Raw genomic sequence first — 25,224 nt, 5'->3', positions numbered from 1 at the left:
CGGGGCATGACGGAGCCGGCGACGACACTGACCGAACCCGCGCTGCGGACCGCGCCGAAAGTACTTCTGCACGACCACCTGGACGGCGGTCTGCGGCCGGGAACCGTGCTCGAACTGGCCGAGGCCTGCGGCTACCGGCTGCCGGCCGGCACGGAACCCGAACTGGCGCGCTGGTTCCGGGACTCGGCCGACAGCGGCTCGCTCGAGCGTTACCTCGAAACGTTCGCGCACACGGTGGCCGTCATGCAGACCCCGGACGGCCTCGAGCGGGTCGCCCGCGAATGCGTGCTCGACCTCGCCGCCGACGGCGTCGTCTACGCCGAGGTCCGCTTCGCCCCCGAACAGCATCTCGAGCGGGGACTCGACCTGGACTCCGTGGTCGAGCACGTGCTCGAGGGCTTCCGATCGGGGGAGTCCGCGGTGGAGGCCTCCGGTGCCCAGCCCATCCGGGTGCGGCTGCTGCTCACCGCGATGCGGCACGCCGCCCGGTCCCGTGAGATCGCCGAACTCGCGGTGCGGTTCCGCGACCGCGGCGTCGTCGGGTTCGACATCGCCGGTGCCGAGGCCGGCTACCCACCGAGCCGGCATCTCGATGCCTTCGAGTACATGCGCGCCGCCAGCGCGCACTTCACGATCCACGCGGGGGAAGCATTCGGACTGCCGTCCATCCACGAGGCCATCGCGTTCTGCGGCACCGACCGCCTCGGTCACGGTGTGCGCATCGTCGACGACATCACCGTCGCCGAGGACGGCACCGCCACTCTCGGTCTGCTGGCGAACTACGTGCGCGACAAGCGGATTCCGCTCGAGCTGTGCCCGAGTTCGAACGTGCAGACCGGCGCCGTCGACACCCTGGAACAGCATCCGTTCGACCTGCTGGCACGCCTGCGGTTCCGCGTCACCGTCAACACCGACAACCGGCTGATGAGCGACACGACGATGAGCAAGGAGATGATGCGGCTGGTCGAGACGTTCGGGTACGGCTGGTCCGACCTCGAGCGGTTCACGATCAACGCGATGAAGTCCGCGTTCCTGCCGTTCGATCAGCGGCTCGAGATCATCGACGACGTGATCAAGCCCGGCTACGCCGTCCTGATCGGCTGACAGTACCCGCGGCGGACAGTACCGTCGGCGGACCTCACCTCGTAGGGTCGAGGTATGAGGGACCGCGTCCCGCCCTCGGCAACTCTCGGCGACGTGCTCGCCGCGCGCCGACGCCGCCGGTTCGTCGGGCGTGCGGCCGAACTCGAGCTGGTACGTGCCGCCCTCGACGCACCCCGGTCCCCGTTCTCGGTGCTGTACCTGTACGGACCCGGAGGGATCGGCAAGACCAGCCTGCTCGACGAGGTCGCCGATCTCGCCGCGGGGGCCGGGTCGGCTCTCGTGCGTCTCGACGGGCGGGACCTCGTCCCCCATCCGGCCGCCGTCCTCGCCGCGTTGGAGAAGCACCTCGACGTGGGCGCGGACCGAATCGCCACCGCGTCCGGGCAACGCCTCGTGACGGTGATCGACACGTACGAGGCACTCGCACCGATCGACGGCTGGATCCGCCGGAATCTGCTGCCGCGGTTCCCGGACGACGCGGTGACCGTGATCGCGGGGCGGGATCCACCGTCGCCGCAGTGGCGCTCGGATCTCGCCTGGGGCGAGCTGCTGCGGGTGGTGTCGCTGCGCAACCTCGCTCCCCGGGAGAGCGTCGAATACCTGCGCGCCGCCGGGGTCCGGGACGACCTGCACGAGCGTCTCTGCCGCGTGACCCACGGCCACCCCCTGGCGCTGTCGCTGCTCGCCGACGCGGTGCTCCGCGGCGGCAGCGCCGACGCCGATCCGCTGACCCCCGACCTGGTGGGAACTCTGCTGCGCCGGTTCGTCGACGAGGAACCCGGCACGGTCCACCGGCGGGCACTGGAGGTGTGCGCACTCGCCCGCGTGACCACGGAATCGCTCCTGCGGGACGCGCTCGGCGCGGACGACGACTGTGCGCACGACGCGTTCCGGTGGCTTCGGAGCCTGTCCTTCGTCGAGACCGGCGCCGACGGGCTCCATCCTCACGACCTGGCCCGCGACGTCATCGACGCCGACCTGTGGTGGCGGGACGCCGACAGCTATGCCGACGTCTTCCGCCTCGTGTGGCGGCACATCCATCGGGCGCTCGACTCGACGACCGGCCGGCGGCAACAGCAGGCGATCTTCGATCTCAAGTTCGTGTTCCGCAACCTCGCCGGCGTGCTGTCGCCCGTGCAGTGGGAGAGCTGGGGCCGACACTATCCCGAGCCCGCCACCGCTGCCGACCGCGCGGCGGTCGTCGAGCTGATCGGGACCGCGGAGGGAGAGGAGTCCGCCCGGCACGCACAGTGGTGGCTCGCACGGCAACCCGACGGCTTCTTCGTGCTCCGGTACCTGGACGGGACCGTCCGCGGCGTGATCGGGCTGCTGGATCTCACCCGCGCCGCCGAGGCGGATCGGGTCCGCGACCCGGGTGCCGCGGCGGGATGGCGGGTCGCACAGCGATGTACGCCGGTGCGCGAGGGCGAGGTCGTCACCCAGACCCGGTTCGTCGTGGACCGGGAGGAGTACCAGGACCCCTCGCCGACGCTCAACGCAGTCCCGATTCTCACGATCCAGCGATGCCTCACCACCCGGGGCCTTGCCTACGACGTGCTCGCCCTGGCCGAGCCGGACCGGTGGGACGACTACTTCGCCGTGGCCGATCTGCCGCGCGTCGCCAGCGGCGATTTCGTCGTCGGTGGCCGCCGGTTCGGTCTGTTCGCCCACGATTTCCGGCGCGTCCCGGTCGACGCCTGGCTCGAGCGGGTGACGGACCGGGCGCTGGCCCGCGGTCCGTCCCCGTCCGCGCCCGGCGCACCCGTGCTGCTCGTCCTCTCCCAACCCGAGTTCGCGCAGTCGGTCAAGCAGGGCCTGCACGACCTGCGGCGGCACGATCTCCTCGCCCGCAATCCGCTGCTGCGAACTCGAGTGCTCCACGACCGGACCGGCTCCGGGGAACCCGACGTCGCGCTGCTCGAGGAGGTGCTCCGCGACGCGGTCGCCACCCTGGCCGACCACCCCCGCGACGACAAACTGCTGCGGGCCGTGGATCGGACGTACCTGCGACCGGCCGCAACCCAGGAATCGGCCGCAGCGGCGCTCGGACTGCCGTTCAGCACCTATCGCAGGCATCTGACCGCAGGTGTGGAGCGGATCGTGTCGTGGCTGTGGGACCAGGAGGTGTACGGCCGCCGGCAGTGAGCACGACCGAGCACCGAACGGACTGGTGACCGAGCACAATCCGGCCGCATGCTTCTCGCACTCGAACGAGGAGGTGCCGGAAATGGTGACACGAATCGGTGATCGTGCCGTGGTGCTCGGAGCGGGAACGGCCGGTTTGCTTGCCGCACGGGTGTTGTCGGATGCGTACTCGGATGTGGTGGTGATCGATCACGACCGGCTGCCGGACGGTGCCGCGGCGCGGCGCTGTGTACCGCAGGGACGGCACATCCATGTGCTGGTGGCCGGCGGGATGCGCGCCATCGAGAATCTGCTGCCCGGCCTCACCGCGGAGCTCGTCGCAGACGGGGCGCCGCTGGTGGACCAGTGCGGCGACGTGCGCTGGTATCTCGGCGGCCACCGCCTCCGGCAGACGGAGAGCGGCCTGACGGCGGTGAGCGCGAGCCGGCCGAATCTCGAACATCGGATCCGGTCCCGCGTCGCCGCACTGCCCGGAGTGCGGATCGTCGACCGGTGCGACGCGCTGGGGGCGATGGTGAGCGGTGACGGTCGACGGGTCACCGGCGTGCGCGTGCTCCGCCGGGCGGACGGCAGCGTCGAGGAAGTGCTCGACGCCGATCTCGTCGTCGACGCCACCGGGCGTGGTTCGCGAACCCCGGCGTGGCTCGAGCAGCTCGGATACCCCCCACCCGAGCGGGAGGAGGTCCGCGTCGATCTCACGTACGTCACCCGTACCTACCCTGCCGATCCGGCACGCATGGGCGGCGACCTGGGTATTCTGCTCGCGCCGTCCCCGCCGGACCCGCGCGGCGCCGCCCTCCAGACGATCGAGAACGGTCGCTGTCTCGTGACGGCGGTCGGCATGCTCGGTCACCGGCCCCCGGCCTCACCGGAGGGCTGGGTGGACTTCGTGCGGTCCTTGCCGTGGCCGGACGTGTACGACGCGATCCGGGACGCCGAGCCGCTCGACGCACCCCGGTCGTACCACTTTCCGGCGAGCCGGCGCTTGCGATACGAACGGTGCCGGCGGCTGCCGCAGGGGCTGCTGGTGATCGGCGACGCGGTGTGCAGCTTCGACCCGATCTACGCGCAGGGCATGAGCGTCGCGGCGTTCGAAGCCGTGCTCCTCGCCGAACACCTTGCCCGCGGCCGGGAACCGGACCCGCACCGGTGGTTCCGGGACGTGGCGAAGGTCGTCGCCGTGCCCTGGGACATGGCGACCGGCGGTGACCTAGCCTGGCCGGAGGTCCAGGGCCGGCGCGGCGCGAAAGTGCGCGTGGCCAACCGCTATCTGCCGCTCGTCCACGCCGCTGCCGTGCAGGATGCCGAGGTGGTCCGCGCATTCTTCCGGGTCGCGGCGATGGTGGACCCGCCGGGGCGGCTGGTCGCCCCGCCGATACTGCGCCGGGTGCTCCGGCGATCGATCAGTGCTTGTGCAGCCGGGCCTCGAACTCCCGCTCGAGAGCCCGCCACGCCTCTGCCTCCGCGGTGAACGGCGCGCTGGGCGCGAGCCGTGTCGGATCCGGTTCGAGCACGTAGTTGACGAACCAGCCTAGCTCGGTGGAGCCGGCCAGCGTGGCGTCGGTGCTGTCGTCCTCGGCGTAGTTCGCGGCGTCGGTGAACAGCTCGACCGCCAGATCCAGCTGATCGGCGTCCACCGCCTCGGTGCCGTGCTCGATGTCGTCCGCGATCCCGGGCAGCACGTACACGTTCTCGTCCGTCACGTCGATCTCGAGGGAACCGTCCGTCGCCGCGTGCCGGATGTCGTCGTAGGTGCTCAGCGCCGCCAGGTCGTGGTCGTGGTGGTCGGCGAGATAGCGCGCCAGCGCCCGCTCGGTGGGGAACACCAGGATCGTCCCGTCCCGGCCGAGGAACAACGCATCGTCGTCGACGTAGCAGCGCAGGGTGAACCACGTGCCGTCGGAGGCGATGATCTTGACCGGGTCGATCCCGACCGCGGTCCAGAAGCTCGTCTCCTCGTCCTCGTCCCCGTCGACGAACTCGTACTCCTCGTCCTCCGCCTCCTCGGCCGCGTCCTCGGCCTCGACGACGTTCTCCTCGGCCGCGACGAGTTCCGCCTCGGCTTCGGCGACGAGTTCGGGGTCCACCTCGGGCGACTTCACGACGCCGTCGATCGCGTCGAGCACCGCGTCCCAGTCCTCGGCGACGGCCGCGCCGACCCGATTCCACAGTTCCACGCCCTCGCGGCCCTCGAACGCCGCGACTCCGTGGCTCAGCAGCGCCTCGATCTCGGCGCGCTCGAAGAACTTCGTCACCGGCTCGAGTTCGCACACGTCGCCGAGGACGGACGCGATGTCGAACGTGTTCTGCAGTTCGGCGACGGACTCCGGATCCGCGTCGTCCGCCACGAGTTCCGGCACGCCGATCAGGTCGTACGAATGGCTCTCGTCCGGCTCGAACTCCTCCGCCGCGAGTTTCGACACGACCGGCCAGGCCGGATGCTCGACGAGGTCGTTGTCGGCGCCGGAGCGGACGAACGCAACGAGCTCGGCCACCGCGCCGAACGCATACAGATCGTCACCGTGGCCCAGGAACGCCTCCCATTCGTCGTCGCCCTCGCGCCACCGCGGCGCCCAGAGGGTCGCGACGTCGCCGTCGGTGAGACCGAGCTCGATCGGGACGATGTCTCCAGCCATGGTCGCCAAGCCTAGCCACCTCCGGGCCGAAGACATAGCGGAGCGGCGGTGAGACAGCCGTCACCCGAGCGCGCCACGGAGATCCCCGAGCAGACGGGCCCGTTCGGCGGCGGCGACCCGTGCGGCCTCGTGCGCCGTGGCCAGGATCGATGCCGCCACGTCCCGGGTGCGGTGCCCGCGCAACGTCTCGGCGAGCCACAGTCCGGTCAGGGCGCCGTTGCCGTCCACCTCGGCCCGCACGAGACCGTCCGGACTCGTCGCAGTGCCCGAGACCACGCCGAGCGCGGCCACGCAGTCCTGCAGGGCCCCGAGCCTCGTGCGCACACTCTCCACGATCTCCGTCACGCGCTGGTCGCTCGCCGACATCGCGCTCACCACCGGAGCGCCGCACGAGTTCCGGCCGCGTGCCCGTCGTCGCGGCGCGCCCGCTGCACGGCATCGTGGGTGGTCAGGCCCAGCCGGTTCAGCAGTCCTTCCGGCATGCCTCCGTCCGCCAGTTCCTCTCGGTGCCGCGCGGCGGCCTCGAGTGTCGTGAGTCGGCACAGCGACACGATCTGCTCGGCCAGTTGTGCTGTGCCGTAGCGTAGTTCGCTCTGATCGATGTGAAGGTCGACGGGCAGGCCCTGTTCGGTGGTGCGCACCGAGATGGTGCCGGCCCGGTTCCGGGCGGTCGCCGTCGTGATGGTCGTCTCCGGGGTGTCCATACCGGACTTGGACGCGCACCCGCACCGATCGGTTCCCGTGTCACCCGGTGGGCCGGAAGAATCCCTGGAATCCCATCCCGCTGTTCGTGGTCCGGATCGGCGACACTTGCACCGGGTCACCCGCCTCGACCATGAGGCCGTTTCCGACGATCATCGCGACGTGCCCGTCCCACACCGCGAGATCGCCGGGTTGCACCGCGCTCGCATCGACTGCGGTTCCCACGTCCTGATCCTGGGCCAGGCGCGGAATCTGTACTCCGGCCTGTCCGTACGCCCACTGGGTCAGTCCGCTGCAGTCGAGGCCCTGCCCCGGCACGGTCCCACCCCACACGTAGGGCGTGCCCTGCTGGGAGAGCGCGTGACGCACCGCATCGGCCGCCGCCCGATTCGGTGCGACGGCCACGCTGCCGTCCGGTAGCCGCACCTCGGTTCCGGGGCCGCCGAAGGCCCGCGGCTCGCCGGACTGCGACGCGGCCGGACCCTGGCCCGGCGACACGGCCGGATCCTGGCCCGGCGACACGGCCGGATCCTGGCCCGGCGGTGCGGCCGAGGCAGGATCCGACGGCATCAGCTCTGCCATCCGTGCCGTGTGCTCCGCCAGCGCCGAGGTGACCCGGGCCAGGACGTCGAGTCCCGCTGCGATGTGCTCGACGGCCGCCACCAGCAGCATCATCTGTGCCTGCGGGAGGGCGGCAAGGGGAGCGGAGCGCTCGGCCAGCGTCGTGAACGAGTCGATCAGCCGGGCGATCTCGGCGGCGCCGGTCACGACGGTCGTCGTCGCGTCCACCGCGACGTCGGCGATGGCCGTCCCGCGGTCGGCGGCGGCGACGAGGTCGGCCAGGGCCCGTTCGCCGCTGCGGACGGCGGTCTCGGCGGCAGCGCCCGCCCAGTCCCACGCGAGCTCGCCCAGCGCGGCCCGGCCCACCGTGTGTACGCCCTCGACCAGTTCCGTGCAGGAGCGCAGTGCCGCGGCCGGATCGGTGGCGACGGCGCCGGTGCCGAACGCCGACAGCAGCTCGGCCAGGGGAGCGGTGAGCAGATCCACCTCCGGCATGCCGGTCACCGCGGCGCTCCGGCGGCCTTCAGCAGTGCCGACTGGGCGGTGACGGCGTGCTCGTAGGCGGCCGCGGTGGCACCGGCGACCGCACCCATTGCCGCGAAGGTGCCGCCGAGCCGGGTCAGTTCCGTCTCGTGGGCGCGGTGGGTGGCCGCGAACGCGGCGAGGAACGCGGCGCCGACCGGACCGAATGCCGTCGTGAGTGGCGCCGGATCCACCGCGTGTGCCTCGCCGGCGGCTTCGTGGAGCCGCTCGGCCATGGCCGTAGCGGTGCGTCCGAACGCCGCGATCGTCTCGGGTCGGGCACGTACCACGTCGTGGTTGCCGGTGCCTGCGTCCATTCGGGCTGCTCCCCCTCGGTGAAACGGATCGTCCTTCGACCGGTTGGACGCAGCGGGTGGTGCCCCGGTTCCGCGTCGACGAGCCGGATTTGTTCCCCGCCACGGGTTGTGGGACCTTGGAAGCGAGCCCGGAACCCGGGTTCCCGGACGAGGGGCGCCGTACCCGGTGTGCGACAAGACGGCCCGAGGGAGCCTGTGATGTCGTGGTTGGTGCTGGTGGTGTCCGGGGTGCTGGAAGCGGTGTGGGCCACGGCATTGGACAGATCCCGAGGCTTCACCCGTCTGGTTCCGACGGTCGTGTTCGTCACGGCGCTGACCGCGAGCATGGCGGGACTGGCCTATGCGATGCGTCGATTGCCGGTGGGAACGTCCTACGCCGTGTGGGTGGGGATCGGCGGGGTGCTCACCGTGGTCTACGCGATGGCGACCGGGAACGAATCGGTCTCGGCATGGAAGATCCTGTTCCTGACCATGATCGTCGGCGGCGTGGTGGGACTGAAGTTCGTCCACTGACACGGTCGCGGGTGCCGCCGCTGTCCTACTCGACGAAGCCCTCCTGCACGAGCCAGTCGTAGGCGACCTCGGCCGGCTCCTGGCCGTCGACGTCGATCCGTCCGTTCAGTTCGATGAGAGTCTCGTCGGTCAGTTTCCGGGAGACGGGAGCGAACAGCTCCGCGATCTGCGGGTTCTCGGTGAGGGTCTCGTCGCGGACGACGACCGCCACGTTGTAGATGGGGAAGAACTTCCGGTCGTCCTCGAGCACGGTCAGATCGAGGGCCTCGATCCGGCCGTCCGTGGTGAACACCTCGCCGAAGTTGCAGTCGCCGCGCGCCGTCGCCTCGTAGATGGCGCCGGTGTCGAGCGTCCTGATGTTCTCGCGTGGGACACCGGATCCGAGCGGAATGCCGTAGGTGTCGAGCATCGGCTGCAGGCCGTCGTTGCGGTTGGCGAACTCGGATTCGACGCAGAAGGTGCGTTCGGCGACCGGGATGTTCGCGATGTCGGAGAGCGACGCCACGCCGAGTCGCTGGGCCTCGGCGCTGGTGGCCGCGAAACCGTAGGTGTTGTTCATGGGGGCGGGCGGCAGCCACACCAGGCCGTTCTCGCGCAGGTCCTCGTCGCGCACGGCCTCGTACTGCTCGCGCTCGTCGGGGATCGCTTCCTCGTGTCCGAGATAGGCGATCCAGGCCGTGCCGGTGTACTCCCACTGCAGATCGACCTGTCCCTCGAGCTGCGCCTGGCGGGAGCTGGCACTGCCGGGGATGTTGGTCAGATCCGTGACGTCCGCGCCCGCCGAACGCAGGAGGATCACTGCCATCTTCCCCAGGAGGATGCCCTCGGAGAAGTTCTTCGATCCCACCGAGATGCTCGCACCGTCGAGCGGCTCGACGGACTGCAGCGGGCCCGCGAGTTCGCCGGTGGGGACGAAACCGCCGGCGGTTCCCAATCCGCACGCGGCCAGCGTCGACGCCGCGAGGAGCGCTCCGGCGAGCCGGGACAGCAGGCGCGCGGTCACGGGCGGAGCCCCTTCGGCCGGACCGTGAACTCGAGCATGCGCCCCGCCCAGTCGACCAGAAGGGCGAGCAGCGCCACCAGCAGCGCGCCGCTGACGAGGACGGGATAGCGGAAGAGGGTGATGCCGGTGACGATGAGGGATCCGAGGCCGCCGGCGTTGATGAAGGTGGCGAGGGTGGCGGTGCCGACCAGCAGAACGAGCGCGGTGCGGACGCCGGTCATGATCACCGGCAGGGCGAGGGGCAGCTCGACCCGGAGCAACACGCCGAGCCCGGACATGCCGAGGCCGCGCCCGGCCTCGACGAGGGTCGGATCGACGCCTTCGATGCCGGTGATCGTGTTCCGCAGGACGGGCAGCACGGCATACAGGGTCAGGGCGACGACGGCGGTGCCGAATCCGAATCCCAGCCAGATGGCCAGCAGCACGAGCAGTCCGATGGCCGGCGCCGCCTGCCCGGCGTTGGCGACACCCACCGCGACGGGCGCGAGGGCGCGCGACGCGGGCCGGGTGAGGACGATCCCGAGCGGCACGGCGATCACCACGACGAGGATCGCCGAGACCACCGTGAGTTCGATGTGTTCGCGGAGGAGGGTCGAGATGGTGGCCCATTCGAGCTGGCGGGCCTCGATCGAGTCGAGGTCCGCGTTCGCGCGCCACAGCGCCCAGGCGGCGAACACCACGGCGACGACGAGTGGCAGGACGAACAGCATCGCGATACCGCCGCGCCGGCGCGGGGGAGGGCCTGGACGGGTTCCGGCCCGGGAGGACGCCGGTTCGGTGTCGATGCTCATGTGTGCTGTCCCGTCTCACCGGGGCCTGCGGCCGCGGACTGCGACTCACCGCCGCGGATCCGTCCGGTCACCGATTCGAAGTTGATCAATCCCTGGAATTCGCCGTGCCGTCCCGTCACGATCGCGGCCCCGTGAGCGGAGGCGAGCATCGTGTCCAGTGCGTCGTTGAGGGTGGCGTGCCGGTCGAGGGTGACCAGGTCGTCGGGGTCGCCGTCCGGGACGGTGCCCGAACCCTGCAGTTCGCGCACCCACAGCCAGGCCACGGGACGACGGCGCCGGTCGAGGACGACGACGGTGTCGTCCCCGCGTGCCCTGGCGCGTGCGACGGCCTCCTCGGCGGAGCTGCCGACTTCCGCGGTGGTGGGTTCGGCCAGTTCGACCTCCGCGACGCGGCTGAGCGAGAGCTGTTTGAGTGTGGAACCGGCACCGACGAATTTCTCCACGAACGGGCTCGCGGGTGCCGACAGGATCGTCTCGGGGGTGTCGTACTGTGCGACGTGCCCGCCCTCCTGCATGATCAGGATCCGGCTGCCCAGTTTGACGGCCTCGTCGATGTCGTGGGTGACGCACACGATCGTCTTCCGCAGATCGTCGTGGATGCGCAGCAGCTCGTCCTGCAACCGGAGCCGGGTGATCGGGTCCACCGCGCCGAACGGCTCGTCCATCAGCACGACGGGCGGGTCGGCGGCGAGGCCCCGGGCGACGCCGACCCGCTGCTGCTGCCCGCCGGACAGTTCCCGCGGGTAGCGGTCCCGGTACCGGTCCGGGTCGAGGTTGACCAGTTCGAGCAGTTCGGTGACGCGGTCCGCGGTTCGCCGCCGGTCCCAGCCCAGCAACCGGGGCACGATCGAAATGTTCTGCGCGACCGTCATGTGCGGAAAGAGGCTGCCGCCCTGGATCACGTACCCGATCCGCCGCCGCAGGTCGTCGACGTCCGCGGACCGGATGTCGTCGCCGCCGATCCGGATGGTTCCGGACGTGGGTTCGACGAGACGGTTGATCATCTTCAGCGACGTGGTCTTGCCGCAGCCCGACGGGCCCACGAACATCACGATCTCGCCCGCGGGGATGTGCAGGCTCAGACCGTCGACTGCCGGGCGCGCCTGCCCGGGGAACGTCTTGACCACGTCGATCAGGTCGATGTCGGTGCCGCTGATCTGCGCTGCGGACGGCGGCGGCGTGTTCATGTCAGGCACGGATTCCCTTCGAGACGGTGACCTTGCCGAGCGCGAGGAGCAGCGCGTCGAGCGCCAGCGCGAGGACGACCACTCCGATCGTGCCGACCAGGGCCGAGTTCAGTGCGTTCGCGCCGCCGATCTGCGACAGGCCCGTGAAGATGAACGAGCCGAGACCGGGGCCGAGCACGTAGGCGGCGATCGCGGCGATGCCCATGGACATCTGCGTCGAGACCCGCACCCCGGCGAGGATGACGGGCCAGGCCAGCGGGAGCCGGACGCGGGTGAGCGTGCCGATCTCGCCCATGCCGATTCCGCGTGCGGATTCGACGAGGGTGCCGTCGACGCCCCGCAACCCGACCACCGCGTTGCGCAGCACCGGCAGGGTCGCGTAGAAGGCGACCGCGAGGAATGCCGGTGCCACCCCGATCCCGACGAGCGGGACGAGGATGCCGAGCAGCGCGAAGGACGGGACGGTCAGGCCGACGGCACTGAGGGTGTTGGCCACCGGTTCGAGCCGGGGGATCCGGGTGACGATCACCGCGAGCACGACGGCGACGACGGTGGCGAGAAGCACGGCCTGCACGACGAGGCTCACATGCTGGTACGCGCTGAAGGCGATCTGCGCCTTGCGCTCGTCGATGTAGTCCCACATGCCCACCCGTCCCGTCCCGTCCCGTCCGTCCGCAGGCCCGACTGTCACGATGGCACACGTGCCCCGCCGTCGGGGCGAGTCCGGAAAACGGGACTGCGGCGGACCGTGCGGGCGGGCTGCGCCGGTGGGCTGTGCCGGGAAGCAGTCGGCGACGGCGGGCGAGCGACGGCGTTCTATCCTTCCGGCATGGATTCGCTCGTCGTCGACCACCCGCTCGCCGCTGCCCTCCTGACCACGCTGCGCGACGAGCGCAGCGACAACGCAGCCTTCCGCTACGCGCTGCGCCGGCTGACCCAGATGCTGGTGTACGAGGCGATCCGGGACGCCCCGGTCGAGCAGTTCGAGGTGCGCACGCCGGTGGCGACGACGGTCGGTGTGCGCCTTCGGCAGCCACCGCTGCTGGTGCCGGTGCTGCGTGCGGGCCTCGGGATGGTGGAGCAGGCCCATGCGCTCATCCCGCAGGCGCGGGTGGGCTTCGTCGGACTGGCCCGCGACGAGAAGACGTTCGAGCCCGTGCCGTACCTCGAGTCGCTTCCCGACGACCTGTCCGGGCTGCCGGTGTACGTGCTCGATCCGATGCTCGCCACGGGAGGTTCGATGGTGCACACGATCGACCTGCTCGTCGCGCGCGGCGCGACCGATGTCACGGCGGTGTGCGTGGTCGCGGCTCCGGAGGGGGTGGCAGCCCTGTCCGAGTCCGGTCACCCGGTCCGGCTCGTGACCGCGTCGATCGACGACGGTCTCAACGAGAACAAGTACATCGTTCCGGGTCTCGGGGATGCCGGCGATCGGCAGTTCGGCCCACGCTGACCCCCTACGCGGACCCGCTCGGGCGGTATCGGCGACCCCCGAACGCCCGTATCGCCAATTTTGTCCGAATAGTCTGTTTTGTTGCAGGATAACAATAGAGTTTCGGGTGAGGTTGGACGGCGGTGCCCGGCCGCGGGGGCGACGGGCGGTGCATGGACATCGAAATGCCAGCCCGGGAAGGGTTTTCGGTCCAGAGCGTGGGCCGCCGAGGATCTCGATCCGAGCGGCAGCGACCGGGCGGGCACCGTCTCGATTCGGGGAAGTTGATCAACTCTCCTTTTCTCCGGGCCCGCTCTGGTTACGCTCCCCGTGATCGGTTGGAACGTCCACTGTCCTCGACCGCCCACGAAAATGAGGTCCGCTCGATGATCAACACCTTCTCCGGCAGCAGATTTCGACAGTGCGCCCGGGCCACCGCACTCGGTGCGGCCGCCGTGCTGGGCATGGTGGTGGGGTCCGGTAGTGCCGGAGCCGCTGTCGACAACGCCCGGACGCTGCCCCTCGGCAACAACAACGCCATCGAAGTCCTTCAGGCCGACACGTCGATCCAGTCCTATCCGCCGCTCGACAGCTCGCCCGTCAGTTTCGAGTTCTTCCACGACGAGGTGGTGTCGGTCAACTTCACCGGGCCCGATGCCGACTCGTTCCAGGACACCAAGCTGACCATCGGATACCAGATCGGCTACCCGGTCGCGCTCAACGGGGCCGTCGTGCACATCAACACCCCCAGTCTCGACTGGGAGGTCGGCAACGAATTCGGTATCGGCGTCGAGCTCGCCCCCGAGTTCGGCCTCGGGCTCGACGCGAGCACCGGCGCGACGATCGGCGGGTCGATCATCCCGTCGCAGGAGATCGAGGTCGATCTCTCGCCGGGCGGCATCACCGACGTGGCGTTCGTCGAGGACATGGAGTTCGACGGCCGGTCGGCGACCGTCCGGCTGGCCGGAGTCCACGGCTCGGTCTCGGGGGCACTCGGCCCGGTCACGATCCGGCCGTACGCCCGGGCTGTCACCTCGAACAACGACACCGTCATCACCTACGGTGTGCCACACCGTCTCTGAGGGTGGCCGTTCCTCCGCCGGGCCGGTGGCGACCGCGAGAAGCGGCCGTCACCGGCCCGGTGTCGCGCGTCAGCGCTCACCGAGGCCGGTCGCCCACGCGCGCAACGCCTTCAGCCGCGCGGTCGCGCCGTCGCGGTCACCGTCCGCGGCGACGGACTCGAGGTAGCACTTGAGCTTCGGCTCGGTGCCCGACGGCCGGACCACGACCCGCACCGACGCGCCCTCGAGTACCACGGCGTCCGTGCGCAGCGGGCCGCTCGCCGCCGCGAGGTCGGTGGCCGTGACCGGCTCTCCGGCGAGTTCGGCCGGCAGCGCGGACCGCAACCGGCTCATGATCGCCCCGATCCGGGCGAGATCGGCCACCCGGATCGAGACCTGATCGCCGAGGTGCAGCCCGAACTCTCGGTGGAGGGCGTCGAGCGCGTCGACGAGAGTGCTTCGGCGAGCCTTCAATTCGGCGGCATAGTCCGCGACGACGACCGCCGTCGCGATGCCGTCCTTGTCGCGCACCGCATCCGGGTCGACGCAGTGACCGAGGGCCTCCTCGTACGCGTACACGAGTCCGTCGCCCGCGCGAGCGAGCCACTTGAAGCCCGTGAGGGTCTGCGCGTAGCGGGCGCCCCGTGCGGCGGCGAGTCTGCCGAGCAGGGCCGAGGAGACGATCGTCGTCGCCACCAGCGCGCCGCGCGGGGCACCCGCGAGAATCCGGTCCCCGAGCAGCGCCCCGGTCTCGTCGCCGCGCAGCATCCGCCAGCCCTCGGGTGTGGGGACGCCCACGGCGCATCGGTCCGCATCGGGATCGAGGGCGAGCGCGATGTCCGCGCCCACGTCGGCGGCGAGTGCGAGCACGGCATCGGCGGCCCCCGGTTCCTCCGGATTGGGGAACTCGACGGTGGGGAAGCGGGGATCGGGGGCGAACTGGGCGTCCACCACGTGCACGTCGTCGAAGCCCGCGGCGTGCAGCGCCGCGACGGCGGTCTCGCCGCCGACGCCGTGCAGCGGTGTGAGCGCGATGCGCAGGGTGCGCGCCGTGCCGCGCGGTAGCGAGGCGACGCGCGCCAGATAGCGCGCCACCAGGTCGTCCCCGGTGGGCGCGACGGCGGTGCGCGGCACGGACGTCGCCGCGCCGACGGCGTCGATCGCCCTCTCGATCTCGCGGTCGTCCGGCTCGACCAGTTGTGCACCGCCCCGGGTGTAGACCTTGTAACCGTTGTCCGGGGCCGGGTTGTGGGACGCGGTGATCTGCACGCCCGCGACCGCATCGAGGGCCCGCACGGCGTACGCCGTCACCGGGGTCGGCAGCGGGCGCGGCAGGGCCACGACGTCGAAACCGGCGGCCGCGAGGACCTCGGTGGCGGCGGCGAAGAACTCGGCGGATCCGGTGCGGGCGTCGCGGCCGACGACCACGGTGCCGCCGCCGCACCCGCGCGCGTCGAGCCATCGGGCCAGGCCCGCGGTGGTGCGGACGACCACGTCCTCGTTGATGCAGCCGGGTCCGTCGCCGACGGGACCGCGCAGCCCGGCGGTCCCGAAACGCAGGCTCACAGCCGGCCCGCCAGCTCGCGCAGCAGGTCGCCCATACGGGTCGCGGCGGCCCGTCCCGCCGCGAGGACCTCGTGGTGGTCCAGGTGCTCACCGGTGAGTCCCGCGGCGGCGTTGGTGACCAGGGAGATGCCGAGCACCCGCGCGCCCGCGGCACGCGCGGCGATGGTCTCGTGCACGGTGGACATGCCCACCAGGTCGGCGCCGAGCGTGCGCAGCATGCGGATCTCGGCGGGGGTTTCGTAGTGCGGGCCGGGCAGTCCTGCGTACACGCCCTCGTCGAGGGTGGGGTCGATCTCGCGGGCGAGGGCGCGCAGCTCCGGACAGTAGGCGTCGACGAGGTCGACGAACTGGGCGCCGCGCAGGGGCGAACGGCCGGTGAGGTTGAGGTGGTCCGAGATCAGCACCGGCTGACCGACCGTGTGGTCGGGCCGGATGCCGCCGGCGGCGTTGGTGAGCACGACGGTGTGCGCGCCGGCCGCGACGGCGGTGCGCACCGGGTGCACGACGCGGCTCAGGTCGTGCCCCTCGTAGGCGTGGGTGCGGCCGGCGAGGAGCAGCACCGGGGTCTCGCCGACCCGCACCGAATGCACGGTGCCCGAATGCCCTTCGGCGGTGGGCGGGGCGAACCCGGGAAGTTCGCCCATCGGGACGTCGGCGACCGCCGGGCCGAAGCGCTCCACCGCGGCGCGCCAGCCCGAGCCGAGGACCACCGCGACGGGGTGTTCGGGCACGCCGGTGCGTTCGGCGAGTGCCGCGGCGGCGCGGGCGGCCTCGGCAGGGGGGTCGGCGATGGCGTCGGGTGTTCCCATGTCGGTCGACCCTAGCGCCAAGCCTGTTGTTACTCGTCGGTAGGTTGTGGCGCTATCCTCTCCGCATGCCATACCTCGACCGCGACGGCGACGTCTTCGTCCTCCATCTCGGCGACCGCTCCGGCGGCGACACCGAGAACCGCTTCCATCCCGGCTGGCTCTCCGCCGTCCACGAGCTGCTCGACGAGGTCGTCGCCCACGACGGCCCGGCCGCGCTCGTGACCGCGGCCACCGGGAAGTTCTGGAGCAACGGCCTCGACACCGACTGGATCTTCGGCAACCTCCCCGACCTTCCGGGCTACCTCGATTCCGTGCACGAGTTGTACGTGCGGATCCTGACCTTCCCCGCGGCGACCGTCGCGGCGGTGCAGGGCCACGCGTTCGGTGCCGGTGCGATGCTCGCGCTGACCCACGACTTCCGCGTGATGCGGTCCGATCGCGGCTTCTGGTGCCTGCCCGAGGTGTCCCTGAACATGCCGTTCACCGTGGGCATGTCCGCGCTCCTGCGCGAGCGGCTGCCGATCCAGGCCGCGGTCGAGGCGACCACGACCGGCCGCCGGTTCGGCGGCGCCGACGCCCTCGCGGCGGGCATCGTCGATCGCGCCGTCGACGGTGATGCCGTGCTGGCCGCCGCCGTCGAACGGGCCGCCGCGCTGACGGGCACCCGCGGCGCCAACCTGGCGGGCATCAAGCGTGGTCTGCATGCACCGCTGATCGCGGCACTCGAGACGAAGACGGACGAGTCGAACTTCCGCCTCGGGTGAGGTGCGCGCTTTCCGCCCGTGCCAGACTGAGCGGGTGACGAGCGATGCGGACAGGGCGATCGAGGCTGCGTCGGACGGCCTGATCGCCCTGTCGCATTCGATCCATGCCGAGCCGGAACTGGCCTTCGACGAACACCGCAGCGCCGCGAAGATCGTGGACCTGCTGCGCAGCGGCGGATTCGAGGTCCGCACCGGGATCGCCGATCTGCCCACCGCATTCGACGCCCGGTTCGGCAGCGGAGACCTCGTGGTCGGCCTCTGCGCCGAATACGACGCGCTGCCCGGCATCGGGCACGCGTGCGGGCACAACATCATTGCTGCTGCCGCCGCCGGCGCGGGCCTGGGACTGGCCGCCGTCGCCGACGCGCTCGGCGTCACCGTCCGCGTCATCGGCACACCCGCCGAGGAGACCGGCGGCGGCAAGGTGCTCATGCTCGAACGCGGGGTGTTCGACGACGTCGGCATGGCTCTGATGGTGCACCCGGGTCCGTTCGACATCACCGGGGCGACGTCGCTGGCCCTCGCGGACATCGCGGTCAGCTACACCGGCCGCGAGGCGCACGCCTCCGCGGCTCCCGAGTACGGCCGCAACGCCGCCGATGCGGCGACCGTCGCGCAGGTCGCCGTCGGCCTGCTGCGGCAGCACCTGCTGCCCGGTCAGCAGATCCACGGGATCGTCAGCGACGGCGGCACCGCCCCGAACATCGTGCCCGCGCACACGGAACTGCTGTACTACCTGCGGGCGGCGACCGCGGAGTCCCTCGCCGACCTGTCCGAGCGCGCCGGCAGCTGCTTCGCCGCCGGGGCCCTCGCCGCCGGCTGCACGCACGAGATCCGCACCGTGTCGCCGACCTATACGGAACTGACTCCCGACCCGTGGCTGGTCCGGGCTTATCGTGAGGAGATCATCGGTCTCGGGCGCACGCCGCTGCCCGTCGAGGAGGAAGGATCGCGCCCGCTGGGCAGCACGGACATGGGAAACGTGACGAACGTGGTGCCGGGTATCCACCCGGTGATCGGTCTCGACTCCGGTGGCGCGGTGACTCACCAGGCGGCGTTCGCCGACGCGTGCGTCACCGCCTCGGCGGACCTCGCCGTCCTCGACGGCGCCCGCGCGCTGGCCGCGACGGCGGCCCGGGCGGCGGCCGATCCCACGCAACGTGCGCGGCTGCTCGAGAACGTGGCACGCCGATGAACCCGTACATCGAGAAGTGGCTGGGCGAGCACACCGACGACCTGTCGGGGTGGCGCCGGCACATCCACGCCAATCCCGAACTGGCCCGCCAGGAGTACGCGACCACCGAGTTCGTCGGGAGCACGCTCGCGGCCGCCGGGCTCGAACCGAAGGTGCTGCCGCGCGGCACAGGCCTGATCTGCGATCTCGGTCCCGACGGGCCGCGGATAGCCCTGCGCGCCGACATGGACGCGCTGCCCATGCAGGAGATGACGGGCCTGCCGTTCGCCTCCACCGTGCCGGGTGTGGCGCACGCCTGCGGGCACGACGCCCACACGACCGTGCTCCTCGGCGCGGCGCTGGCGTTGAACTCGGTGCCCGAGCTGCCGGTGGGGGTGCGGCTGATCTTCCAGCCCGCCGAGGAGGTGATGCCCGGCGGCGCGCTCGACGTGGTGGCCGCCGGCGCGCTCGAAGGCGTGGCCCGGATCTTCGCGCTGCACTGCGATCCCAGGCTCGAGGCCGGCAAGGTGGGGGTGCGGGTCGGGGCGATCACCTCGGCCGCCGACACGGTCGAGCTGGTTCTCGACTCGCCGGGAGGGCACACCTCCCGCCCGCACCTGACCGGCGATCTGGTGTACGGACTCGGCACCGTGATCACCGGGCTGCCCGGCATGCTCAGCCGGCGCATCGACCCCCGTACGAGCACGGTGATGGTGTGGGGCGCGGTCGCGGCGGGCAAGGCCGCGAATGCGATTCCCCGCACCGGCATGCTGACCGGCACCGTCCGCACCGGCGACCACGAGACGTGGGAACTGCTCGAACCGATGGTGCGGGAGATCGTGCACGGCCTGCTCGCGCCCACGGGACTGAGCTACGAGCTGGACTACCGGCGCGGGGTGCCGCCCGTCGTCAACGACGAGGTGTCGGCCCGGATGGTCGAGGACGCGGTGCGGGCGATCGACCCGGACGCGCTGGCGGACACCCCGCAGTCCGGCGGCGGGGAGGACTTCTCCTGGTACCTCGAGCAGGTTCCGGGTGCGATGGCCCGGCTGGGTGTGTGGCGGGGGAGCGGGCCGAAGCTCGACATCCACCAGCCCGATTTCGACCTCGACGAGCGCGCCCTGGCGGTCGGCGTACGGGTGATGACGAACCTGGTCCTGGGATCAGGTTAGGCTTGCACAACCTGTACATCGCCTGTGAGCCGTCGCTCACGCCAGGAGGTCCGGAATGCAGTTTCGACGCAGAGCCGTCGCAGTAGTGTCGGCCGGGGTACTCGCCGCCGCGTTGGCCGCGTGCGGCAGCGACTCGGGTGGGTCCGAGGGCGACTCCACCGGCGCGCTCACCCTGTACTCCGGGCGCAGCGAGAACCTGGTCGCCCCGCTGATCGACCAGCTCGAGGGCACGCTCGGCTTCGAGGTCGACGTCGTCTACGGCAGCACCCCGGAGATCACCGGGAAGCTGGTGGAGGAGGGTGACTCCTCGCCCGCCGACGTGGTGTTCACCCAGGACGCGGGTGCCCTCGGCCTGCTCGACCAGGCGGGGCTGCTCGAGACGCTGCCGGCCTCGGTGACCGACCTGGTTCCCGCCGACTACCGCGCTGCCGACGGCACCTGGGTGGCGACCTCCGCACGTGCCCGCGTACTCGTCTACAACGACGAGAAGGTGCAGCCGCAGGACCTGCCCACCGGCATCGACGGCCTGCTGGACCCGAAGTGGAAGGGCCAGATCGGCTTCGCCCCGACCAACGCGTCGTTCCAGGCGTTCGTCACCGGGCTGCGCGTCGCCCGCGGCGAGGACGGCGCCCGCGCCTGGCTCGAGGCCTTCAAGGCCAACGAGCCGGTGGCGTTCGAGGGCAACGGCCCGCTGATGGAGGGGGTCGACGCCGGCCAGGTCACCCTCGGTCTGACCAACCACTACTACTGGTACGGACTCGCGGACGAGCGCGGTGCCGAGAACCTGAACGTGCAGGTGTACTACTTCCAGACCGGTGATCCGGGCGCACTGGTGAACATCGCCGGGGCGGGCGTCGTGCGGACCACCGACCAGAAGGAACAGGCGGAGCAGTTCGTTGCCGCGCTGCTCTCGCCCGAGGCACAGACCTACTTCGCCGACGAGACGTCCGAGTATCCGGTCGTCGAGGGTGTCGAGACGAAGGATCAGCTGCGTCCGCTGTCCGAGATCGGCAATGCCGACATCGAACTCGCCGAACTCGCCTCGCTCGAGCAGACCCAGGCGTTGCTGCAGGAGCTGGGATTCATCTGATCCAGCTCGCCTCGCTCCGTCCCACCCGGCGCAGCCGGCCCGTTCTCACGCTGGCCGCGCTGGGTGTCTCGGTCTTCGCACTCGCCCCCGTGGCGCACCTGGTCATGCGCGCGTTCGCCGACGGCCCCGACCGGGTGTGGTCGCTGGTGTTCCGGCAGCGCACCCTCGATCTGGTGTGGCGCAGCGGCATTCTCGCGCTCACCGTCACCGTGGCCTGCCTCGTCGTCGGCGTCACCGCCGCATGGCTCACGGCACGCACCGACCTGCCCGGCCGGCGGTGGTTCGCCCTCGCGCTGAGCGTTCCCCTCGCCATCCCGTCGTACGTGTCCGGGTTCGTGTACATCGCCCAGTTCCCCGGACTCGCGGGCTTCGCGGGTGCTGCGCTGGTCCTGACCGCGGCGAGCTTCCCGTACGTGTATCTGCCGGTGTCCGCCGCGCTGGCCTCGGTCGACCCGGGGCTCGAGGAGGTGGCGCGCACCCTCGGCCGGTCCCGGCTGCGCACCACGCTCACCGTCACCCTGCGACAGGTGTGGCCCACCGCGGCGGCCGGCGGCCTGCTGGTGGCGCTGTACACCCTCAGCGACTTCGGTGCCGTCGCGCTGATGCGGTACGAAGCGTTCACCCTCGCCATCTACGGCAGCTACCGGGGGTTGCTCGACCGCACCCCGGCGGCGGTGTTCGGCCTGGTGCTCGTCGTGCTCGCCGTCGCGCTGACCGTCTCCGAACGCCGGGTGCGCCGGGGGGCGACCGCGCGCATCGGCTCCGGGGCCCCACGGCCCGCCGCGCCCGTGCCGCTGGGCCGGCAGCGGTGGACGGCCCTGGCGTTCCTCGCCGTCGTGCTGACGGTCGGCGTCGGCGTGCCGCTCGCCGGACTCGCGCGCTGGCTGTGGTTCTCGCAGCAGGCCGCGATCGACTGGGCGGGGATCTGGACGGCGACGACGTACACCCTGTGGGTGGCGGCCCTCGGTGCGCTGCTGACCACGGCGCTGGCCCTGCCGGTCGGCATCCTGGCGGCGCGTTCGACCTCGCCGGTCTCGCGGTTCACCGAGAGCGCCGCCTACATCGGATTCGCGCTGCCCGGCATCACCGTGGGCCTGGCCCTGGTCTTCTTCGGGATCCGACTGCTGCCGCAGTGGTACCAGCACACCCCGATGCTCGTGATGGGCTACGCGGTGTTGTTCCTGCCGCTCGCCGTCGGCTCGATCCGCGCGGCGGTCGCCTCGATTCCGCTCGGCCTCGAGGACGCGTCCGCGACCCTCGGCAGCGGACGGATGCGGACCGGCATCCGGGTGATGATCCCGCTGGCCGCGCCCGGAGTCGTCGCGGGGGCGGCACTGGCGTTCCTCACCATCGCGAAGGAACTGCCGGCGACGTTGTTGCTCGTGCCGATCGGGGAGGACACCCTGGCGTCACGGATGTGGAAGTACACCGAGACCCTCGAGTACGGGTCGGCGGCCCCGTACGCGGCGATCCTGGTGCTCGTCGCCGCGCTGCCGTCCCTGGTGCTGGGCCGGTTGCTGCGCGGCCGGGTCGATGCGGAAAGTGGCGGTGAGGAATGAGCGGGCTCTGTCTCGAGGGCGTCTGCGCCCGGTACGGGCGGACGGAGGTCGTCAGCGACGTCTCGCTGACGGTGGAACGAGGCGCGCTGCTGGCCGTGCTCGGGCCCTCGGGCGGGGGCAAGACCACCCTGCTGCGGGTGGTCGCGGGTCTGCACCCGGCGAGCGCGGGACGCGTCGTCGCGGACGGGCGCGACCTCACGGCGCTGCCGCCGGAACGCCGGGGGGTGGGACTGGTCCCGCAGGAGGGCGCTCTCTTCCCGCACCTGAGCGTCGCACGCAACGTCGGCTACGGGCTCGTGCAGCCGACGTGGCGGTCGATGGTGCGGCAGCAGGCCGTGCGGCAGCGCCGCGTGGAGGAACTGCTGGAACTGGTCGGCCTGGCCGGCACCGGTCAGCGCAAGCCTTCCCAGCTGTCCGGCGGTCAGCAGCAGCGGATCGCGCTGGCCCGGGCGCTCGCGCCCAATCCGGCCGTCGTCCTGCTCGACGAGCCGTTCAGCGCTCTCGACGCCGGGCTGCGGTCCAGCCTGCGCACCGAGGTCCGCACCCTGCTGCGGGACCAGGAGGTCGCCTCCGTGCTCGTCACCCACGACCAGGCCGAGGCCCTGGCCATCGCGGACACGGTCGCGGTGATGCTCGGCGGGCGTGTCGCCCAGGTGGGCACGCCGGAGGAGGTCTACCGGTGGCCCGCGACGCTCGAGGTGGGCGCCTTCGTCGGGGATTCGGTCGTGCTCGACGCCGATGCGGCCGGCGACCGCGCGCACACGGTGATCGGTGCGGTTCCCCTCGCGACCCCGGCCCACGGCAAGGGCCACGTGCTCGTACGCCCGGAACAGGTGCAGGTCGCCGCGGCCGACGAACCGTCGAAGTTCACCGTGCTCGACGTCGCCTTCGGGGGCGCACTGACGGAGGTGCGGGTGACCGGGGCCGGGCAGACGATCCGGGCGCAGCGGGCCGCGTCGCACGACGTGCAGGCCGGGGATCCGGTGACGCTGCGGGTCGGCGTCCCGGTGCCGTTCTACCCGGCTCGGTCGGCCGAGGCAGAGAAGACGGCCTAGAAGCTGTCGGGCCGGCCGGGCCCGACGTTGCGGCTGTTGCGGGTGCGCAGATCCCGCACATAGTCGGCGGGGGCTCCGGCGATCTCGGCGGCGTCGGCCATCACGCCCAGGTAGCGCGCCGACGGCAGGCCGCCCTCGTACGCGTCGAGGACGTACAGCCAGGCGAGCACGGGCCCGTCGTCGGTGTCCACCCGCAACCGGATCTTGCGGTGGATGCCGAGTTCGGAGCCCTCCCAGCGGTCGAGGCTGCGTTCGTCCTCGTCGGGCACGTCGTAGAGCACGACGAACACCTTCGAGTCGGGATCCTCGACGACGGTGGCGAGCGCGCCCTCCCAGCCGATGTCGCCGCCGCTGAAGGTCAGCCGCCAGCCGTGGAGCCAGCCGGTTCCGGCCATCGGCGAATGCGGGCAGCGCTGCAGCATCTGCTCGGGATGCATGTTGGAGCCGTAGGCGGCGTAGATCGGCACGGGGTACAGGCTAATGGCTGACCGTCCGGCGCAGGACACGGGGCGCCGGCCGCTTCGTGGCGGCGTCCGCGTGCGCGGGACGGTGCCCGTGACATAGCGTGTCTGCGGACGTTCGGCAACCCCGGCGCCCGCACACACCGGACCGAGGACCATCTCGGAATCGATACAGAGGAGAACAATGACCCGGATCGTGATCATCGGCGGCGGCCCCGCGGGCTACGAAGCGGCGCTGGTGGCGGCCCAGTACGGCGCGGCCGTGTCACTGATCGATTCGGACGGAATCGGCGGCGCCTGCGTCCTCTTCGACTGCGTACCGTCCAAGACGTTCATCGCGTCCACGGGCATCCGCACCGACATGCGCCGGGCTGCCGACCTCGGCGTGCGGCTCGAGAGCGCCGGAGTGGCGCTGCCCGAGGTCAACACCCGTGTCAAGAGCCTCGCCCGGGCGCAGTCCGCGGACATCCGCACCAAGCTCGAGGCGGCCGGCGTGCAGCTGCTCAGCGGCCGCGGCGAGCTCATCGACACCCAGGTCGGAATGGCGGCGCACCAGGTGCGCGCCGACCTCTTCACGGGCGAGGAGCGGATCCTCGATGCCGACGTCGTGCTCATCGCGACCGGCGCGAGCCCGCGGGTGCTGCCCGGCGCGGAGCCGGACGGTGACCGCATCCTCAACTGGCGTCAGCTCTACGACCTCGACGCGCTGCCCGAACACCTCGTGGTCGTCGGCTCCGGTGTCACCGGCGCCGAGTTCGTCTCCGCCTATACGGAGGTCGGCGTCCAGGTGACGCTCGTCTCGAGCCGCGACCGGGTGCTGCCGCACGAGGACGAGGACGCCGCCCTCGTGCTCGAGGACGCCTTCGCCGAGCGGGGCGTGAACCTGGTCAAGCACGCCCGTGCCGACGCCGTCGAGCGCACCGGGGACGGGATCCGGGTCAAGCTGGCCGACGGCCGCATCGTCGAGGGCAGCCATGCGCTGATGACGGTGGGCTCGGTGCCGAACACCGCCGGCCTCGGCCTGGAGAAGGTCGGCCTGCAACTCGACCGGGGCGGCTACATCCAGGTCGACCGGGTCTCGCGCACGTCCGTCTCGGGGATCTACGCCGCCGGCGACTGCACCGGGCTGCTGCCGCTGGCATCGGTGGCCGCGATGCAGGGCCGCATCGCGATGTACCACGCCCTCGGCGAGGGGGTCAGCCCGATCCGGCTCAAGACCGTCGCCTCCGCGGTGTTCACCCGGCCCGAGATCGCCACGGTCGGCGTGAGCCAGGCCGCGATCGACAAGGGTGAGGTCCCGGCCCGCACCGTGATGTTGCCGCTGCACACCAATCCCCGCGCGAAGATGGCGGGGCTGCGCCGTGGTTTCGTGAAGATCTTCTGCCGTCCCGCCACCGGCGTCGTGATCGGTGGCGTGGTGGTCGCCCCCACCGCCTCGGAGCTGATCCTGCCCATCGCGATCGCGGTGCAGAACAATCTCAGCGTCGACGACCTCGCCCACACCTTCTCGGTCTATCCGTCGCTGACCGGGTCGATCACCGAGGCGGCGCGTCAGCTGATGCGGCACGACGATCATCTGGACTGAGCGGGATGGTCGGCG

The 25,224-nt window shown here is 71.4% G+C and carries 25 protein-coding genes and 1 riboswitch; of the genes, 13 read left to right on the top strand and 12 right to left on the bottom strand.

Features of this window, described 5'->3' with window-relative positions:
- Window positions 1-6: 6 nt before the first annotated feature.
- The 3 genes from LZP97_RS11605 (at window position 7) to LZP97_RS11595 (ending at window position 4,720) form a co-directional block, all read left to right on the top strand.
- A complete protein-coding gene (locus LZP97_RS11605) occupies window positions 7-1,104 on the top strand; it encodes an adenosine deaminase (RefSeq protein ID WP_010594834.1) in 1,098 nt (365 codons plus the stop codon).
- 54 nt (window positions 1,105-1,158) lie between these two features.
- Window positions 1,159-3,249, top strand: a complete 2,091-nt coding sequence (locus tag LZP97_RS11600; RefSeq protein WP_048770706.1) for an ATP-binding protein — start codon at window positions 1,159-1,161, stop codon at window positions 3,247-3,249.
- A gap of 82 nt (window positions 3,250-3,331) precedes the next feature.
- Window positions 3,332-4,720 carry an NAD(P)/FAD-dependent oxidoreductase gene (locus LZP97_RS11595; RefSeq protein WP_040272515.1) on the top strand — a complete coding sequence of 463 codons (1,389 nt, stop codon included), beginning with the start codon at window positions 3,332-3,334 and terminating at the stop codon, window positions 4,718-4,720.
- Here LZP97_RS11595 and LZP97_RS11590 read toward each other — a convergent pair.
- The 5 genes from LZP97_RS11590 to LZP97_RS11570 are packed head-to-tail and all read right to left on the bottom strand — an operon-like array spanning window position 4,653 to window position 7,987.
- Complete coding sequence (locus LZP97_RS11590) at window positions 4,653-5,885, bottom strand: hypothetical protein (protein WP_010594830.1); 1,233 nt, start codon at window positions 5,883-5,885, stop codon at window positions 4,653-4,655. The two genes, LZP97_RS11595 and LZP97_RS11590, sit on opposite strands and share 68 nt — an antisense overlap.
- A 60-nt stretch (window positions 5,886-5,945) precedes the next feature.
- On the bottom strand, window positions 5,946-6,251 hold the full coding sequence (locus tag LZP97_RS11585; protein ID WP_010594829.1) for a YbaB/EbfC family nucleoid-associated protein: 306 nt from the start codon (window positions 6,249-6,251) through the stop codon (window positions 5,946-5,948).
- A gap of 5 nt (window positions 6,252-6,256) precedes the next feature.
- A complete protein-coding gene (locus LZP97_RS11580) occupies window positions 6,257-6,589 on the bottom strand; it encodes a hypothetical protein (protein WP_010594828.1) in 333 nt (110 codons plus the stop codon).
- A 40-nt stretch (window positions 6,590-6,629) separates the two neighbouring features.
- Window positions 6,630-7,643: a C40 family peptidase gene (locus LZP97_RS11575; protein WP_040272521.1), complete on the bottom strand. Its 1,014-nt coding sequence runs from the start codon at window positions 7,641-7,643 to the stop codon at window positions 6,630-6,632.
- 5 nt (window positions 7,644-7,648) lie between these two features.
- The gene (locus LZP97_RS11570; protein WP_010594825.1) at window positions 7,649-7,987 is read right to left on the bottom strand and encodes a hypothetical protein; all 339 of its coding nucleotides are present in this window, start codon (window positions 7,985-7,987) and stop codon (window positions 7,649-7,651) included.
- 121 nt (window positions 7,988-8,108) lie between these two features.
- A riboswitch (guanidine-III (ykkC-III) riboswitch) is annotated at window positions 8,109-8,175 on the top strand.
- Window positions 8,176-8,185: 10 nt separating this feature from the next.
- Here LZP97_RS11570 and LZP97_RS11565 point away from each other — a divergent pair.
- Entirely contained in the window at window positions 8,186-8,500 is a 315-nt protein-coding gene (locus LZP97_RS11565) for a DMT family transporter (protein ID WP_010594824.1), read from the top strand.
- Window positions 8,501-8,525: 25 nt separating this feature from the next.
- On the opposite strand, the gene LZP97_RS11560 is transcribed toward LZP97_RS11565, so the two are convergent.
- The 4 genes from LZP97_RS11560 to LZP97_RS11545 are packed head-to-tail and all read right to left on the bottom strand — an operon-like array spanning window position 8,526 to window position 12,124.
- Window positions 8,526-9,503 (bottom strand): glycine betaine ABC transporter substrate-binding protein, encoded by a 978-nt coding sequence (locus LZP97_RS11560; RefSeq protein ID WP_010594823.1) that lies wholly within the window; start codon window positions 9,501-9,503, stop codon window positions 8,526-8,528.
- Window positions 9,500-10,294 (bottom strand): ABC transporter permease, encoded by a 795-nt coding sequence (locus tag LZP97_RS11555; RefSeq protein ID WP_010594822.1) that lies wholly within the window; start codon window positions 10,292-10,294, stop codon window positions 9,500-9,502. The genes LZP97_RS11560 and LZP97_RS11555 overlap by 4 nt, the downstream gene beginning before the upstream one ends.
- Window positions 10,291-11,481 carry an ABC transporter ATP-binding protein gene (locus tag LZP97_RS11550; RefSeq protein ID WP_010594821.1) on the bottom strand — a complete coding sequence of 397 codons (1,191 nt, stop codon included), beginning with the start codon at window positions 11,479-11,481 and terminating at the stop codon, window positions 10,291-10,293. Before LZP97_RS11550 ends, LZP97_RS11555 begins: the two co-directional genes overlap by 4 nt.
- A gap of 1 nt (window position 11,482) precedes the next feature.
- Complete coding sequence (locus tag LZP97_RS11545) at window positions 11,483-12,124, bottom strand: ABC transporter permease (protein ID WP_026137504.1); 642 nt, start codon at window positions 12,122-12,124, stop codon at window positions 11,483-11,485.
- 186 nt (window positions 12,125-12,310) lie between these two features.
- Here LZP97_RS11545 and upp point away from each other — a divergent pair, with 186 nt between their 5' ends.
- Together upp and LZP97_RS11535 are read left to right on the top strand one after the other, a co-directional pair.
- Window positions 12,311-12,934: a uracil phosphoribosyltransferase gene (gene upp, locus LZP97_RS11540; RefSeq protein ID WP_010594819.1), complete on the top strand. Its 624-nt coding sequence runs from the start codon at window positions 12,311-12,313 to the stop codon at window positions 12,932-12,934.
- 365 nt (window positions 12,935-13,299) lie between these two features.
- Entirely contained in the window at window positions 13,300-13,995 is a 696-nt protein-coding gene (locus LZP97_RS11535) for an MspA family porin (protein ID WP_010594818.1), read from the top strand.
- Between the two features lie 69 nt (window positions 13,996-14,064).
- Here the strand turns inward: LZP97_RS11535 and LZP97_RS11530 are convergent, their stop codons facing one another.
- Window positions 14,065-15,540: a phospho-sugar mutase gene (locus LZP97_RS11530; RefSeq protein WP_053085908.1), complete on the bottom strand. Its 1,476-nt coding sequence runs from the start codon at window positions 15,538-15,540 to the stop codon at window positions 14,065-14,067.
- Entirely contained in the window at window positions 15,537-16,349 is an 813-nt protein-coding gene (locus LZP97_RS11525) for a purine-nucleoside phosphorylase (RefSeq protein ID WP_010594816.1), read from the bottom strand. Before LZP97_RS11525 ends, LZP97_RS11530 begins: the two co-directional genes overlap by 4 nt.
- Window positions 16,350-16,414: 65 nt before the next feature.
- Here LZP97_RS11525 and LZP97_RS11520 point away from each other — a divergent pair, with 65 nt between their 5' ends.
- The 6 genes from LZP97_RS11520 (at window position 16,415) to LZP97_RS11495 (ending at window position 23,163) form a co-directional block, all read left to right on the top strand.
- Window positions 16,415-17,113 carry an enoyl-CoA hydratase/isomerase family protein gene (locus LZP97_RS11520; RefSeq protein WP_010594815.1) on the top strand — a complete coding sequence of 233 codons (699 nt, stop codon included), beginning with the start codon at window positions 16,415-16,417 and terminating at the stop codon, window positions 17,111-17,113.
- A 34-nt stretch (window positions 17,114-17,147) separates the two neighbouring features.
- Window positions 17,148-18,308 (top strand): M20 family metallopeptidase, encoded by a 1,161-nt coding sequence (locus LZP97_RS11515; protein WP_010594814.1) that lies wholly within the window; start codon window positions 17,148-17,150, stop codon window positions 18,306-18,308.
- Complete coding sequence (locus LZP97_RS11510) at window positions 18,305-19,459, top strand: M20 family metallopeptidase (protein ID WP_010594813.1); 1,155 nt, start codon at window positions 18,305-18,307, stop codon at window positions 19,457-19,459. The genes LZP97_RS11515 and LZP97_RS11510 overlap by 4 nt, the downstream gene beginning before the upstream one ends.
- Before the next feature lie 55 nt (window positions 19,460-19,514).
- A complete protein-coding gene (locus LZP97_RS11505; protein ID WP_048770711.1) occupies window positions 19,515-20,549 on the top strand; it encodes an iron ABC transporter substrate-binding protein in 1,035 nt (344 codons plus the stop codon).
- A gap of 104 nt (window positions 20,550-20,653) precedes the next feature.
- Window positions 20,654-22,108: an ABC transporter permease gene (locus LZP97_RS11500; protein ID WP_048771095.1), complete on the top strand. Its 1,455-nt coding sequence runs from the start codon at window positions 20,654-20,656 to the stop codon at window positions 22,106-22,108.
- On the top strand, window positions 22,105-23,163 hold the full coding sequence (locus LZP97_RS11495; RefSeq protein WP_048770713.1) for an ABC transporter ATP-binding protein: 1,059 nt from the start codon (window positions 22,105-22,107) through the stop codon (window positions 23,161-23,163). Before LZP97_RS11500 ends, LZP97_RS11495 begins: the two co-directional genes overlap by 4 nt.
- Here LZP97_RS11495 and LZP97_RS11490 read toward each other — a convergent pair.
- Complete coding sequence (locus tag LZP97_RS11490) at window positions 23,160-23,630, bottom strand: gamma-glutamylcyclotransferase (protein WP_006939627.1); 471 nt, start codon at window positions 23,628-23,630, stop codon at window positions 23,160-23,162. The two genes, LZP97_RS11495 and LZP97_RS11490, sit on opposite strands and share 4 nt — an antisense overlap.
- A 178-nt stretch (window positions 23,631-23,808) precedes the next feature.
- Here LZP97_RS11490 and LZP97_RS11485 point away from each other — a divergent pair, with 178 nt between their 5' ends.
- Window positions 23,809-25,209, top strand: a complete 1,401-nt coding sequence (locus tag LZP97_RS11485) for an NAD(P)H-quinone dehydrogenase (protein WP_010594809.1) — start codon at window positions 23,809-23,811, stop codon at window positions 25,207-25,209.
- The last annotated feature ends 15 nt before the right edge of the window (window positions 25,210-25,224 follow it).

The sequence above is a fragment of the Rhodococcus sp. DMF-1 genome, from assembly GCF_021441945.1.
Taxonomy (GTDB): Bacteria; Actinomycetota; Actinomycetes; order Mycobacteriales; family Mycobacteriaceae; genus Rhodococcus; species Rhodococcus ruber.
Note: the sequence above shows the minus strand (reverse complement) of the source record. Positions and strands in the feature narration are given on the sequence as shown.

What these genes read in the sequence shown, in the direction of transcription:
- LZP97_RS11550 (WP_010594821.1), bottom strand. Translation starts at nt 11,481, where the DNA reads ATGAACACGCCGCCGCCGTCCGCAGCGCAGATCAGCGGCACCGACATC.
- LZP97_RS11595 (WP_040272515.1), top strand. Translation starts at nt 3,332, where the DNA reads ATGGTGACACGAATCGGTGATCGTGCCGTGGTGCTCGGAGCGGGAACG.
- LZP97_RS11565 (WP_010594824.1), top strand. Translation starts at nt 8,186, where the DNA reads ATGTCGTGGTTGGTGCTGGTGGTGTCCGGGGTGCTGGAAGCGGTGTGG.
- LZP97_RS11485 (WP_010594809.1), top strand. Translation starts at nt 23,809, where the DNA reads ATGACCCGGATCGTGATCATCGGCGGCGGCCCCGCGGGCTACGAAGCG.
- LZP97_RS11510 (WP_010594813.1), top strand. Translation starts at nt 18,305, where the DNA reads ATGAACCCGTACATCGAGAAGTGGCTGGGCGAGCACACCGACGACCTG.
- LZP97_RS11545 (WP_026137504.1), bottom strand. Translation starts at nt 12,124, where the DNA reads ATGTGGGACTACATCGACGAGCGCAAGGCGCAGATCGCCTTCAGCGCG.
- LZP97_RS11535 (WP_010594818.1), top strand. Translation starts at nt 13,300, where the DNA reads ATGATCAACACCTTCTCCGGCAGCAGATTTCGACAGTGCGCCCGGGCC.
- LZP97_RS11520 (WP_010594815.1), top strand. Translation starts at nt 16,415, where the DNA reads ATGCCATACCTCGACCGCGACGGCGACGTCTTCGTCCTCCATCTCGGC.
- LZP97_RS11590 (WP_010594830.1), bottom strand. Translation starts at nt 5,885, where the DNA reads ATGGCTGGAGACATCGTCCCGATCGAGCTCGGTCTCACCGACGGCGAC.
- LZP97_RS11575 (WP_040272521.1), bottom strand. Translation starts at nt 7,643, where the DNA reads ATGCCGGAGGTGGATCTGCTCACCGCTCCCCTGGCCGAGCTGCTGTCG.
- LZP97_RS11525 (WP_010594816.1), bottom strand. Translation starts at nt 16,349, where the DNA reads ATGGGAACACCCGACGCCATCGCCGACCCCCCTGCCGAGGCCGCCCGC.
- LZP97_RS11505 (WP_048770711.1), top strand. Translation starts at nt 19,515, where the DNA reads ATGCAGTTTCGACGCAGAGCCGTCGCAGTAGTGTCGGCCGGGGTACTC.
- LZP97_RS11555 (WP_010594822.1), bottom strand. Translation starts at nt 10,294, where the DNA reads ATGAGCATCGACACCGAACCGGCGTCCTCCCGGGCCGGAACCCGTCCA.
- LZP97_RS11495 (WP_048770713.1), top strand. Translation starts at nt 22,105, where the DNA reads ATGAGCGGGCTCTGTCTCGAGGGCGTCTGCGCCCGGTACGGGCGGACG.
- upp (WP_010594819.1), top strand. Translation starts at nt 12,311, where the DNA reads ATGGATTCGCTCGTCGTCGACCACCCGCTCGCCGCTGCCCTCCTGACC.
- LZP97_RS11500 (WP_048771095.1), top strand. Translation starts at nt 20,654, where the DNA reads ATGCGCGCGTTCGCCGACGGCCCCGACCGGGTGTGGTCGCTGGTGTTC.
- LZP97_RS11600 (WP_048770706.1), top strand. Translation starts at nt 1,159, where the DNA reads ATGAGGGACCGCGTCCCGCCCTCGGCAACTCTCGGCGACGTGCTCGCC.
- LZP97_RS11580 (WP_010594828.1), bottom strand. Translation starts at nt 6,589, where the DNA reads ATGGACACCCCGGAGACGACCATCACGACGGCGACCGCCCGGAACCGG.
- LZP97_RS11605 (WP_010594834.1), top strand. Translation starts at nt 7, where the DNA reads ATGACGGAGCCGGCGACGACACTGACCGAACCCGCGCTGCGGACCGCG.
- LZP97_RS11585 (WP_010594829.1), bottom strand. Translation starts at nt 6,251, where the DNA reads ATGTCGGCGAGCGACCAGCGCGTGACGGAGATCGTGGAGAGTGTGCGC.
- LZP97_RS11570 (WP_010594825.1), bottom strand. Translation starts at nt 7,987, where the DNA reads ATGGACGCAGGCACCGGCAACCACGACGTGGTACGTGCCCGACCCGAG.